General features: G+C 52.4%; 9 protein-coding genes. 6 read left to right on the top strand and 3 right to left on the bottom strand.

Features of this window, described 5'->3' with window-relative positions:
* Positions 1–40: 40 nt before the first annotated feature.
* Positions 41–700, bottom strand: a complete 660-nt coding sequence (locus B2R29_RS10850) for a Fe2+-dependent dioxygenase (protein ID WP_068436084.1) — start codon at positions 698–700, stop codon at positions 41–43.
* Positions 701–787: 87 nt separating this feature from the next.
* Here B2R29_RS10850 and B2R29_RS10855 point away from each other — a divergent pair, with 87 nt between their 5' ends.
* The 3 genes from B2R29_RS10855 (at position 788) to B2R29_RS10865 (ending at position 3,790) form a co-directional block, all read left to right on the top strand.
* Positions 788–1,648 (top strand): hypothetical protein, encoded by an 861-nt coding sequence (locus B2R29_RS10855; RefSeq protein WP_068436868.1) that lies wholly within the window; start codon positions 788–790, stop codon positions 1,646–1,648.
* 116 nt (positions 1,649–1,764) lie between these two features.
* The gene (locus B2R29_RS10860; protein WP_273088001.1) at positions 1,765–2,328 is read left to right on the top strand and encodes a hypothetical protein; all 564 of its coding nucleotides are present in this window, start codon (positions 1,765–1,767) and stop codon (positions 2,326–2,328) included.
* A 13-nt stretch (positions 2,329–2,341) separates the two neighbouring features.
* Positions 2,342–3,790, top strand: coding sequence for a class I adenylate-forming enzyme family protein (locus B2R29_RS10865; protein WP_301181093.1), 1,449 nt, complete (start codon positions 2,342–2,344; stop codon positions 3,788–3,790).
* A gap of 11 nt (positions 3,791–3,801) precedes the next feature.
* On the opposite strand, the gene cynS is transcribed toward B2R29_RS10865, so the two are convergent.
* Both cynS and B2R29_RS10875 read right to left on the bottom strand, forming a co-directional pair.
* A complete protein-coding gene (gene cynS / locus B2R29_RS10870; RefSeq protein WP_068436874.1) occupies positions 3,802–4,242 on the bottom strand; it encodes a cyanase in 441 nt (146 codons plus the stop codon).
* A gap of 121 nt (positions 4,243–4,363) precedes the next feature.
* Positions 4,364–6,823, bottom strand: a complete 2,460-nt coding sequence (locus B2R29_RS10875) for a putative bifunctional diguanylate cyclase/phosphodiesterase (RefSeq protein WP_301181094.1) — start codon at positions 6,821–6,823, stop codon at positions 4,364–4,366.
* Positions 6,824–7,141: 318 nt separating this feature from the next.
* On the opposite strand from B2R29_RS10875, the gene B2R29_RS10880 reads away from it, so the two are divergent.
* From B2R29_RS10880 to B2R29_RS10890, 3 genes are all read left to right on the top strand, one after another.
* Positions 7,142–8,605: a circularly permuted type 2 ATP-grasp protein gene (locus B2R29_RS10880; RefSeq protein ID WP_076514331.1), complete on the top strand. Its 1,464-nt coding sequence runs from the start codon at positions 7,142–7,144 to the stop codon at positions 8,603–8,605.
* On the top strand, positions 8,605–9,561 hold the full coding sequence (locus B2R29_RS10885) for an alpha-E domain-containing protein (RefSeq protein WP_068436879.1): 957 nt from the start codon (positions 8,605–8,607) through the stop codon (positions 9,559–9,561). The genes B2R29_RS10880 and B2R29_RS10885 overlap by 1 nt, the downstream gene beginning before the upstream one ends.
* Positions 9,558–12,622 (top strand): DUF2126 domain-containing protein (locus B2R29_RS10890; protein ID WP_301181095.1); only part of this gene is annotated, 3,065 nt, incomplete at its 3' end. The genes B2R29_RS10885 and B2R29_RS10890, both read left to right, overlap by 4 nt.

Below are 12,622 nucleotides of genomic sequence, written 5' to 3' on the forward strand. Positions count from 1 at the left end.
TCAACCATTTAATCCGCTTACCCGCTTTATTCAGTTCACATTATTCAGCCCACATTCTCATCAGGTTGCTTCTGGCTTTTAAAATATGCAGCCGCGCCTGTCTATTTTCTTCCGTGTCTGCCATCTGTTGCAGCGCCAGGTACAGATCAAACAGCGTGCCGCGATGCTCTTCAGAGCGAACCTGGCTCTGAATCCAACCAACGGCTGCGTATCGGACGCCGCGGGTGACGGGGGCGACATAGTGCAGTTCGCGAGTCGGATAAATGTAAACCGACCCTTGGGGCAATTTAATCACGTCGTCCCCATCGTGCTTCTGCAGGATCAGTTCGCCGCCATCGTAGGTATCAGGGTCGGACAGAAACAAGGTGAACGACAAATCCGTTCTGGTTGCGTGAATAAACGCGTTGTCGACATGAGAACCGTAAGTCATGCCCTCATCATAGCGACTGATAATGATGTTGCTGAGTTTATCTGGAAACGCCGAGTTGGTGACCATCGGATGCTTACGCAGCGCTTGTTCAACGAGCTTTGTTGCCGCAATGATTTTGGGCGACTTAGGGTCGGCCTGAAGGTTCTTTTTTACGGCGCGGGCAGTCTTGCCTGCTGTTTTTTTACCATCCACAAACAGGTCGTCGCTGAGGCTGTTCAGAACCGCAGTTACAGAGTGGACATCCAACAGATTATCTACGAGAATTGTCATGGTATCGAAAATGAGAACTGATCGTATATGCTATTGATAGTAGCATAAAGATGTATCCGCAAAACGAATTTTCAGGAGACCTGAGTAATGGGTAAGCGCAACAAACTGTGGAAAAGCATCAGTGTGATCGGCCTGGCCGGCGCAGCAGGCATGAGCTTGAGTGCTTGTACCGAAGAAGAAAACGAAGGCGAAGCGGCGGTTGCGCCGATTGAGACCTCCGTTGATGCCGTTGCACTTGCTGGTGAAGGCGAGGGTGAAGGCGAAGTGATCTCTGCCGGTGAAGGTGAGGGCGAAGGCGCAGCAGCAACAGAGCTGACGTCTGATGATCTTGCTTATCTGACTCACCTCAGCCTGATTAAGGGTCACCTGTATGTCGGCGCCGAGCTCTACAAGGCTGGCCATATCGAGCACGCTAAAACACACATGAAGCACCCAGAAAGCGAGTTGTACGCTGATCTGGTTCCTGCTTTAGAAGCACGTGGTACCGCTGGCTTCGCGAAAGAGCTGACTGCCGTATCCGATGCGGTTAATGAGGAAAAAGGTGTAGAAGCTGTACAGACTGCGCTGGATACCCTGCTTGCCGCTATCGACACCAACGCTATGGCCGTTTCTGAAACCAGTGCGACACCGGCAGAGAAACTGAAGCTGGTTGTACAGCTTCTGCGTACTGCGGCGGATGAGTACGCTATCGCAGTGGTGGACGGCAAAATGGAAAATGCACACGAATATCAGGACGCATTTGGTTTCACTACGATTGCCACCGACTTGGTTGAAGGCATTGAGTCCGATGAGTCAGCGGTAACCGACGCGAAAGCAGCTACTCTTGCCATTCTCGCCGATGTTAAGCCGCACTGGCCTGGTCTGATTCCACCAGAGACCCTGAAAACAGAAGCGGGTGCTCTGTACGGTGCTGCGGCGCAGATTGAACTGCTGGCACTCGGCCTGTAACAGACTGATCCTGCCGTTTTAAAAAGAAGGTGGAGCATGGCTCCACCTTTTTTTTGCTTGTTTGATACCATGACAGCATGAGTGGCATTTCTATAATTAGATTGGTGTGTTCCGCCGTGGCAGGTGTGCTATTAGTCAGCACGCCCTCTCATGCTGCCGACTATTCAGGCAATGGGTCCTGGCATCTTGGGGCTGCCTATGAAACGGCGACAATTGATCAGAATCTTCTTGATACCGGTGCGTGGTCGTCCACTTATCCGAGGTTAACGGTCGGTGGTACCGGGCCTATGAATGCGCGATTTGAAATCAGTTGGACGCGCATGAGAGCCGATCGGGAAGGTGCGAATATTGTCGGCCTCGATGGCGATGTCTGGTTACCCTATGCTCTGGATGGAGCCCCCGCCTCACGATTGCGGCCCTATTTAATCCTTGGGGTCGGCTATCACAGATACTATGGTGAGACGTCGGTACTGGACGAGGAAGGTGCTGACAATGGCGCGCGCAGTCTGAACGCTGGTCTTGCGGTGGTGGGTAACCTGACTCAGACGACAGAACTCGTCGCTACATTCCGTTATCGCTATCTGACATGGGACGCACCCGATGATGATCTGGGTGAATCGGTCAGTGCTGCCAATGCCACAATCACCAGTGTATCCTTCGGTATACAGCAGCTTTTTTAAATCGAGTAATTACATGCACAATCCATTCGAGCCTCTAGCCTTTCGGGCCGCAGTAACTCCGGATTATCCGGCCTTTTATGATGGTCAATCGACACTGAGCTATGCACAGCTACATAAAACCGTTGTGCAGGTATCAGAAAAGCTGGCAGAGGCTGGAATCGGGTCGGGGCACCGGGTGTACTTGCTGCTTCCGGAGAATCTGGCATTTATTGCGACTATGGCGCTGTTTCATCGTGCCGCAGTAAGTTGCCTTGGTATCCCGGGGGCTGATATCCCCGAGCAGCCTAACTTCGATTTTGTTATCTCGTTGCAAAGCAGTAGCGAAATCAATGGTATTCAAAACATTGTGCTTAGTCAGGAGTGGTTCAATGATGCTCGCATCATGCCGGGTCTGGAGCCAATGCAAGCCTATCCTTCAGCGGAAGATATCTGCCGCATCATTCTGACCAGTGGGACCACCGGTCAGCCAAAAGCAGTCGGGCTGACTCCGGCACTTATAGAGCAGCGACTCTATCGTAATCATTTGGTATGGGGTAGCGCGACAGGTAATGACCTGAATCTTATGGGGCACTCCAGTATTGGTGGATTTATGGGATCACTGCAGACGATTCAGGCAGGCAAAGTTGTGCTCTTACCTGCGAGTGCCGATGCATTTGCTAAAGCAATCCGCACTTTTTTTGTGACTTCGATACTGAGTTCATCTACGGCGCTTTTCCGCCTTGTGAACTCCCATACCCTGTCTGCAGCGGATCTGAATGGCGTGCGTGAGATTCGTCTGGCGGGCAGTGCTTTGTCACCGGGTATGATCAGCCGTATCAAACAGATATGTCCTCAGGCGCGTATCTTTAACGTTTATGGATCGACCGAAGTCGGTGCCGTCGGCATGACTCAGATAAGCAAGCCGGAGCTGGTTTGGAAAACTGCAGTTGTTCAGCCGGGAGCGTCAGCGGAAGTCGTTGATGATGAGGGGAGAGCAGTACCGGACGGAACCGAAGGTATTGTCCGTGTACGCAGCTCAGGGATGGTCAGTGGCTACATGGCGGGCAGCCCGGACAACAATGAATTCAGGGGTGGGTGGTTTTATCCAGGTGATCGCGGTGCATTCCGTGAGGGGGCGCTTTGCCTTACCGGACGTGAGTCTGAGGTTGTGAATCTTGGCGGGGTAAAAATAAACCCCGCCGAAATAGAGGCCGTGGCTGAGCAGATGCCGACTCTGACTGATGTTGCTGCCTGTCAGGTTGAGCGGGCAGATAACTCGGAGAAGCTTGCACTGGCTTATACCGCTGATAGCACCATTCCGGTATCAGAGATTGCGGAGTTTCTGAAGGCGCGGCTTGATGCGACTCTCGTCCCGACGGAGTATTTCCAGCTCAAAGAAATCCCGCGTAATGCGATGGGCAAAGTTAAACGACAGGAACTGAGTCGCGACCTGAGCGCTGTACTGCGCGGCTCAGGCAGCTAGCAAGAGTGCCGTTACCAGCTCTTGTATGGTAGAAATTTACCATTGAGGGTAAGAAGGACCCGATCACCTTTCGGGTCCTCAATCTTGTCGACTTCCATCGAGAAGTCGATCGCACTCATAATGCCATCGCCAAACTTCTCCTGAATCACTTCTTTCAGTGTGTCACCGTACACGCCAACAATTTCGTAGAGCCGGTAAATCAGAGGGTCGGTAGGGACAGCCTGGTCCCATATCTTGGTCGGATAGGCTTCCAGTGCAGTGGCCATACTTTGATCAAAACCGAGGTATTCAGCGATGGCTGCCGCTTTTTCTGCAGGGGCGCTGTTCATACCCAGACAGGCAGAGGTTAACCAGACGGGAGACATTCCCAGGTCAGAACCCATCTGCTCCCATGTCAGCTCTTTCTCAATTTTACGGGCGATAATCGCCTCAGTCATTGTTGCCTTATCCATCGTTATCCCCTGTCTGTTCAGAAAGCACGCGGGCTCCTCGTGAGCCTTTTCGGTGCAAAATCATTGATTAAGATCCCGTTTTCGGGAGCTAAGGGGAGAGGAGCAACTCTGGTGCCAGATATCAGACCGGGCGTTTGTGTATGTAGCTGACGAACATATCTTCGCGCAGTGGGCGGCTGAACAAATAGCCCTGATAACTGCGGCAACCATGATCTTTTAAATAGACCTGTTGCTGATCGGTCTCGACACCTTCGGCGATAATATCCATATTCAGGTTCTGTCCAAGCTGGATAATCGCGTCAACAATACTGGCGGGTTCATTATCCGGATTGATGTCCATCACGAAGGCCCGGTCGATCTTGAGTTTATCGATCGGAAGTTTCTGCAAGTAGCTGAGAGACGAATAGCCTGTGCCAAAGTCATCCAGTGCAAAGGTGTAGCCCTTGTTGCTAAGGCGTTGCATCTTGTCACGGATGAGATCTTTATCGCCCATAAACAGGCTTTCAGTCAGCTCCAGCTCCAGTACGCTGCTATCGATGTCACAACTCTTCATGGTTTTATCGAGCTTGGCTTCGAAGTCCGGGTCCATAAACTGGGCGGGACTGATATTTACTGCCAGACGTCTGAAGCTTGGCGGCAAGGATTTATTTTTGATCCACTGGCGTAATGTCTGGCAGGCATGGGTAAGAACCCAATCTCCCAGCGGCAGAATCAGGTTCGTTTCTTCAGCGGCGGCAATGAATACATCGGGATAAACGGAGTGACCATTGTTAACCCAGCGACACAGTGCTTCCGCTCCGGTGACGTCACCTTCGGCGTTGTGCTGCGGCTGGTACACCAGAGTGAAGCCGTTATCGCGGATGGCCTGATAGAGATCATTAAAAAGGTGCAGTCGTTCGCGAGTCTCTTCCTGCATTCTGTGGTTGTACAGGCAGAGTTGTGAGCGACCCTGATGTTTCGCCCAGTACATAGCTGTATCCGCCTGGCGTATCAGATCGTTTGCCCCGCAGTCAGTCGAAGGGAAAATTGAAATACCGATACTGGCAGTCATGTGGAACTTATTGATATCGATACAGAATGGCTTACGGATAGCATCCAGTACTGCGGTACCCAGCTCAACCGCGCTTTCTTCGGCAAGCTCAGGTGCGCTGAAAACTTCATCAGGAACAATCAGAAATTCATCACCCCCCAGGCGAGCGATCAGGTCCCCTTCGTTTACGGTGGCCTTTAGCCGGTGTGACGCTTCGATCAGCAGGCGATCACCGATCGGGTGCCCTAATGAGTCGTTGATATTTTTGAAGTGATCAAGATCGATGAAGAGTACGCTACCGCAGGTCTTATCGTCTTCTGACCAGGCGATTTTCTTCTCCAGCTCCTGCAGTGCCATTCTGCGGTTAGCCAGCTCGGTAAGCGGATCGTAGTTAGCCTGGTACTCAATGAGCTCCTGCTTGCGTTTCACTTCTGAAATATCACGAATCAGCCAGATCAGAGCGTCCTGCATGTTTGCGTGCTCCTCTAGCGGGATCATCCGCGATTCGAGATAGAGGTCATCATGATTGAACTCAGTAATCACAAGTTCTTTCTTTTCCAGCGCCTGATTGCGGGCTTCCTCTATTTTTCGGGTTGCTGACAGGTTGAGCCAGGCGGTAAAAGGCGTGCCTGTGAGATCTTCATTGAGGCGCTGAATTCGCCCGTTCGGGTTGCCAAAACGTCCATTGATTACCCCGGTGGCGGTCACTAATAAGCCGATATCCGGAAAACCTGCAGTGAAGGCGTCGTTCAGCGCCTGGTGGTGGGCAATCCGGCTGGTTGTTTCATCCAGGTGTTCGCTGAGGTCGTTAAATGCCTCTTCCAGTTGTGCAATCTCGGTTGCGCTGCGGCTCTCGGGAATACTGGCATACTTACCCTGCTTGATTGAGCTTGTTAGCTGAACCAGATGTTGGACCGGTATCAGAATATATTTGCGAAGTATCTGGCTCTGCACGACCAGAAAAATAATTACGAGCAAGGCAATCAGGATTGTTTTCCTGGCCAGAGAGCGCAGCATGGAGTCGTAATCGTTGTGTGCATCATAATGCGCAAATACCCAGCCGCGGACATCGTTCTTTACGGCCTGATCGGCTGTACTGGCCACCGAATCAGGCGATGTAGGGTATTTAAGGTTGAGCGGAAACAAGGCATAGAATTCGGATTTATAGCGCTCAATCTGAGGTTCCTGCACACCGGTATTCAGTGAATGACTGCTTAACCGGTATTTGGTGTTGTGAAGCCGGTCGCTGGCATTACTTGAGAAGATAACCCGATCGCCAGCCTCAGAGAGAACGGCAAGATAACGCAGTGATGGATCGTCGATACTCTCCCGGATCTGGTTCTCGACAACATGACTACTGCTTTGGCTGACGTGGTACTCCACGTTTTTGGCAATACTTTCCAGCTCGAAGCTTATACGCCGCTCCCAGTTACTCGAAAACTGTTCCAGTTGGAGCTGCAGTAACAGATAGCCAAGCCCACAGGTAATCAGCCCCAGCATCAGCAGGGACCAGTTCAGTAACAGTTGGGCGAGCGACCTCCGAGGCGTCACACTGACCCCCTGCTGGGCTTTTGGGGGTTCTGTGCCCCAAAATTGAACACTGCAGTCTGTTGCTTATGTGGTTGTCGCAGAATACTCACTGCATGGTGCACGATCGCGCGTGCCTCCCTGATAGCGGTTTGTTAATACTGACATTCAGTGTAGCAGTGCTGTAGCGGGTTGCCCGGGGTACGCATGGAGTGGCCTCTATTAGCCTGATGGTGCCAATGTGGACAATGTGTTGGCCGGCCGGTTCGTCTATTGCTGTAGAGGTGATGAAGTGCGTGAATAGGTGCATAAAACTCGAGAATCACCGTGGAACGGTTCTGCATGTCGATAAATTGGAAGCACTACGAATTACAGGAGGGTTTCTACGATGAGCTGATCAGCTCGCCCGGAAACCCTAGAGTCCCCGCCCGGCAACTCGCCAACTATCTGAATAGCCTGACAGAAGAAGAAATACAGTCACGTAAGCTGGCCGCTGAGTCCACTATCAAAGATATGGGGGTTTCTTTCACCGTTTACAGTGAAGGTGAGAACATCGACCGCGCCTGGCCATTTGATATCGTGCCCCGGATCATATCGGCCCAGCAGTGGGAGAAAACAGCGGCGGGTCTGCGTCAGCGTCTGAAGGCGCTGAATATGTTTATTGATGATCTGTACCATGAGCAGAAGATCATTAAAGACGGCGTCATTCCTGAGTTTGTACTGAAACAGTCGAAGAACTATCGACCTGAGTGTGAGGGCGTTAACCCGCGCTTTGGTGTCTGGGCGCACATCTGTGGGACCGATCTTGTCCGCGATGGTGACGGCCAGTTTTATGTACTTGAGGACAACCTGCGGGTGCCTTCCGGCGTTTCTTACATGCTCGAGAACCGTTCCATTATGAAGCGGGTTCTGCCTGAGGTGTTTGAAAAAGTCAGTATCGCGCCGGTTGGTGATTATCCAGAAGCTCTCTTTAATATGCTGGCTTCTTTGTCGCCACGTCAGAGCTCCAGCCCGGTGGTCGTGGTTCTGACTCCAGGCATTTTTAATTCGGCGTACTTTGAACATGCCTTCCTGGCTCAACGCATGGGGGCTGAGTTGGTCGAAGGCAGCGACCTCGTCGTCGGTAAAGATGACTGCGTCTATATGAAGACAATCTCTGGTCTGGAGCGGGTCGACGTTATTTATCGTCGCATCGATGACATGTTCCTCGACCCTGAAGTGTTTCATCCTGAATCGGTACTGGGGGTTCCCGGACTGATGCGTGCATGGCGCAAGGGCAAAGTTGCTCTGGCAAATGCGCCGGGTGCAGGCGTCGCCGATGATAAAGTCGTGTATGCGTACGTACCCGATATCATTCGTTATTATCTGAGCGAAGAGCCTTTGATTCCGAATGTCGAAACTTACCTCTGCTACGACGACAAGCAGCGCGAATACGTGCTGGATAACCTCGATAAACTGGTTGTAAAACCAGCCAACGAGTCTGGCGGTTACGGCATGCTGGTGGGCCCGCACAGTACTAAAAAAGAACGAGAGCAATTTGCTGAGCTGATTAAAGCCAATCCGCGAAATTATATTGCTCAGCCAACGTTGGCGTTATCAACAGCGCCAACACTTGTCGGGCGCAGTAAAGTCGAGCCCCGTCACCTCGACCTGAGACCCTTCATCCTTCAGGGCGAATCAAGTTACGTAACGACTGGCGGACTGACGCGGGTAGCGATGAAAAAAGGCTCTCTGGTAGTTAATTCATCGCAAGGTGGTGGTAGTAAAGATACCTGGATTGTTGATACGTCTGCGGGGAAAGCCTGATGTTATCGAAAGTTGCTGAACGGGTTTACTGGGCCGCCCGCTATCTTGAACGGGTAGAAAGCACAGCCCGTATGTTGAGTATTTACGACACCCTGCTTTTCGACCTGCCGCGTCAGGTTAATCTGGGTTGGTATAACCTGATTGTAATTAACAGTCTTGAACAGGATTTCAACGAGCGTTATTCGGTGCAGGATGAGCGTAACGTGGTGAAGTTTCTGGTCGGCGACGACACGAACCCCAGTTCTATAGTGACCTCGCTCAAAGCCATTCGTGAAAATATCCGTACCACGCGCGATGTTATCCCGGCGGATACCTGGGAGCTGGTAAATGAACTGAGCCAGTATGTTCAGGATCATCTGCAGCAGGGCATTAATCGTCGCGACCGACATGAATTTCTGGGCAATGTGATCAGTGCCTGTCAGCAGATTATTGGTCTGTGGCAGGTCAATATGCCGCGCGATAGCGCCTGGGAAATGCTCAAGCTTGGTCAGAATCTTGAACGTGCCGATATGACCACCCGGAATCTGGATGCCGCGACAGCGGCCATCATGCAGATCGAGGACGATGATTTTGCTGTAAATAGCCAGCAGATTATCTGGGGAAATGTGCTGCGTTCTTTGAGTGCCGATCAGCCGTATCGTCGGGCGATGCGCAGTTCTGTTAAAGCGCCTCTGGTGTGCAGCTTTCTGCTGACAGACCCGCGTTTCCCGCGTTCTGTCGAGTATTGTCTCAACGACATGATTCAGGGTGTGAAGGCGTTGCCGCGTGCCGAAAAAATTATCGCGGATATCCGTAAGCTTCATAAGACTGTCACAGACCGTGCTGAGGATAGCGCTCCCGGCCCTGAAATGCGGGAAGCCCTGAACGATCTGCAGATTTCACTGCAGTATCTTCATTTTTCTATCAGTCGTACCTGGTTCCTGAATGATCAGGAACAACTGGCGGTGGCCCAATGACAATTACAGTCGCACTTAATCATAAAACCCGGTATGACTTTGATCGCCCGGTGTCATTATCTCCGCACGTGGTGCGTTTGCGTCCGGCACCTCACTGCCGCACACCTATCCGCTCATACAGTCTGAAAATAGAGCCGGAAGAGCACTTTATTAACTGGCAGCAAGACCCGTACGGTAACTTTCAGGCGCGACTCGTTTTTCCTGAAAAAAGTCGCTGCTTATCGGTAGAGGTTGAAGTAATCGCCGATATGACGGTGATCAACCCGTTCGACTTTTTTATTGAAGAGTACGCTGAGGAATTTCCGTTCAAATACGGAAAGAGCCTGAAGAAAGAGCTGGAACCCTACCTGCATTGCACCACCGAAGGTGAAATGTTCACCACGCTGCTGGAAAGTATTCCGCGTGAGAAAAAGCGCACCATCGATTTTCTTGTCGATATCAATATGCGATTGCAGCAGGACATCGATTATCTGGTGCGCATGGAACCGGGCGTTCAGACGCCGGAAGAAACACTGGAAAAAGGCAAAGGTTCTTGTCGGGATTCTGCCTGGTTGATGGTGCAGTTACTGCGTCACCTGGGGCTGGCCGCCCGTTTTGCATCTGGCTATCTGGTTCAGCTCAAATCCGATGAGAAATCTCTCGACGGTCCTTCTGGCCCTGAAGCTGACTTCACCGACCTGCATGCCTGGTGCGAAGTCTATCTGCCGGGTGCTGGATGGGTGGGGCTCGACCCGACCTCTGGGCTGTTTGCATCCGAGGGGCATATCCCACTTGCCTGCACGCCAGAGCCGAGCTCTGCTGCTCCTATTTCTGGCTTCACTGATGAGTGTGAAGTCGAGTTTACTTTCTCAAACGAAGTCACTCGTTTCCATGAAGACCCGCGGGTGACCAAGCCGTATACCGAATCTGAATGGGAAGACGCTCTGGCTTTGGGTGAGAAAGTTGATCGTATTCTGAAAGATGAAGACGTCCGTCTGACAATGGGCGGCGAGCCAACGTTTGTATCTATCGATGACATGGAATCCGCGCAGTGGAATACCGAAGCGCTGGGCAAAGACAAACTGGCATTAGCGAAAACCCTGTTGCTCCGTCTGCGAGACCACTTTGCACCGAAAGGCCTGCTGCATTATGGCCAGGGCAAGTGGTATCCGGGAGAAGAAGTACCGCGCTGGGCGTTAGGTTTATTCTGGCGTAGCGACGGCGAACCTTTATGGCAGGACAAAGACCTGCTTGCCCGCGTAGATAAACATTACGGACACACCGAGGAAGACGCACGGGCATTTGCCCGACGGCTTGCAGAGTTACTGAACGTTCCGCAGCGTTGTGCTCAACCTGCGTATGAAGATGGACTGCATTATCTGCTGCAGGAGCAGAATTTACCGGAGAATATCGATAGCCGGATTGCCAGCAGCAAAGACAGCCTTGAGCGCCGTCGACTGGCACGGGTGTTAGAGCAGGGGCTGGACACCCCGACCGGGTACGTACTGCCGCTTGAGTGGAATTTCTACGGACATTGCTGGCAGTCCAGCGAGTGGCAGTTCCGCCGCGGGCGTCTGACTCTGATCCCGGGCGATTCGCCGATGGGGCTTCGTCTGCCGCTTGAGAGTCTGCCTCCTGCGGAAGAAGATCCTCTGATTCAGGAGGCTGACCCGCACCGCGAAGCCGGACCTCTGGAAACCGCCGATGCCGCAGTAAAAGAAGCTTTGGCGCGTAACAGCCGCCCGGTGGCTCAGTCGCAACCTCTTTCGTCGACATCATTGACGCCCCCTGTGCAAAAACAGAGTGCTCAGAAGAAGGTTGAGGGTCACGAGAAGACTGAGCCTGCTGAGAAGAAAGACGATTATCGCTGGAAAAATCTGGTGCGTACGGCACTGGGTATTGAAGCCCGCGACGGTAAGTTACACCTGTTTCTGCCGCCGCTGCCGTATCTCGAAAGCTATGTGAATCTGCTGGCATTGATTGAGCGGACGGCGATGGAGCTGGACCTGCCTGTCATTATTGAGGGGTACGAACCTCCCAAAGATCACCGCATGCAAAAGCTGCTGGTGACTCCTGATCCGGGCGTCATTGAGGTGAATATTCACCCGTCAGACAACTGGTCCGACATGGTCAGCAACATGACTGAGTTATATCAGGCTGCCAAAGAAAGCCGCCTGAGTACTGAGAAATTCATGCTGGATGGTCGTCACACTGGAACCGGAGGTGGCAATCACATTACTTTAGGTGGAGCGACGCCTTCCGACAGCCCGTTCCTGCGACGGCCTGACCTCCTGCGTAGCTTCGTTACCTTCTGGCAGAACCACCCTTCACTGTCGTATCTGTTTTCTGGCGCCTTCATTGGCCCGACCAGTCAGGCCCCACGAGTCGATGAGGGTCGGGATGAAGCTCTGTATGAATTGGAAATTGCTTTTCAGCAGATGCCCGAGGGAGACGTAGCCCAGCCATGGCTGGTCGATCGCCTGTTACGCAATCTGCTGATTGATATGACGGGCAACACGCACCGGGCTGAATTCTGTATCGATAAACTGTTCGCTCCAGGCAGTCCGTCCGGGCGACTGGGTATTCTCGAATTCCGTGGATTTGAAATGCCGCCGCATAGCCGTATGGCACTGGTTCAGGCGCTTCTGCTTCGTGCTCTGGTCGTACGGTTCTGGCGGAAGCCCTATAAGCAGAAGCTTGAGCGTTGGGGCACTCGTCTACACGACCAGTTCATGTTGCCGCACTATATCTGGCAGGACATCAAAGATGTGGCAGCCGATCTGCAGGAGCATGGTCTGGATTTCAGGGCCGAATGGTTACTGCCTTTCCGTGAGTTCCGCTTCCCACACTATGGTACGGTGAACCTTGGGGATATGTCACTTGAGCTGAGCTGGGCTATTGAGCCGTGGAATGTACTCGGTGAAGAGGTGTCCAGTTTTGGTACTGCGCGTTATGTCGATTCCTCTGTAGAGCGTTTGCAGGTTCGCGTCACCGGCATGACAGGCAGCCGCTACATTCTGGCCTGTAATGGTCGCAAGGTGCCTCTGCGGGCCACCGGCAAGCATGGTGAATTCGTGGCGGG

The organism is Thalassolituus sp. UBA3500 (assembly GCF_002377545.1).
Taxonomy (GTDB): domain Bacteria; phylum Pseudomonadota; class Gammaproteobacteria; order Pseudomonadales; family Oceanobacteraceae; genus Thalassolituus.

Excerpts from the sequence above, each read along its gene's own strand:
- cynS (WP_068436874.1), bottom strand. The coding sequence starts at position 4,242 with ATGGATAAGGCAACAATGACTGAGGCGATTATCGCCCGTAAAATTGAG.
- B2R29_RS10865 (WP_301181093.1), top strand. The coding sequence starts at position 2,342 with ATGCACAATCCATTCGAGCCTCTAGCCTTTCGGGCCGCAGTAACTCCG.
- B2R29_RS10885 (WP_068436879.1), top strand. The coding sequence starts at position 8,605 with ATGTTATCGAAAGTTGCTGAACGGGTTTACTGGGCCGCCCGCTATCTT.
- B2R29_RS10880 (WP_076514331.1), top strand. The coding sequence starts at position 7,142 with ATGTCGATAAATTGGAAGCACTACGAATTACAGGAGGGTTTCTACGAT.
- B2R29_RS10855 (WP_068436868.1), top strand. The coding sequence starts at position 788 with ATGGGTAAGCGCAACAAACTGTGGAAAAGCATCAGTGTGATCGGCCTG.
- B2R29_RS10850 (WP_068436084.1), bottom strand. The coding sequence starts at position 700 with ATGACAATTCTCGTAGATAATCTGTTGGATGTCCACTCTGTAACTGCG.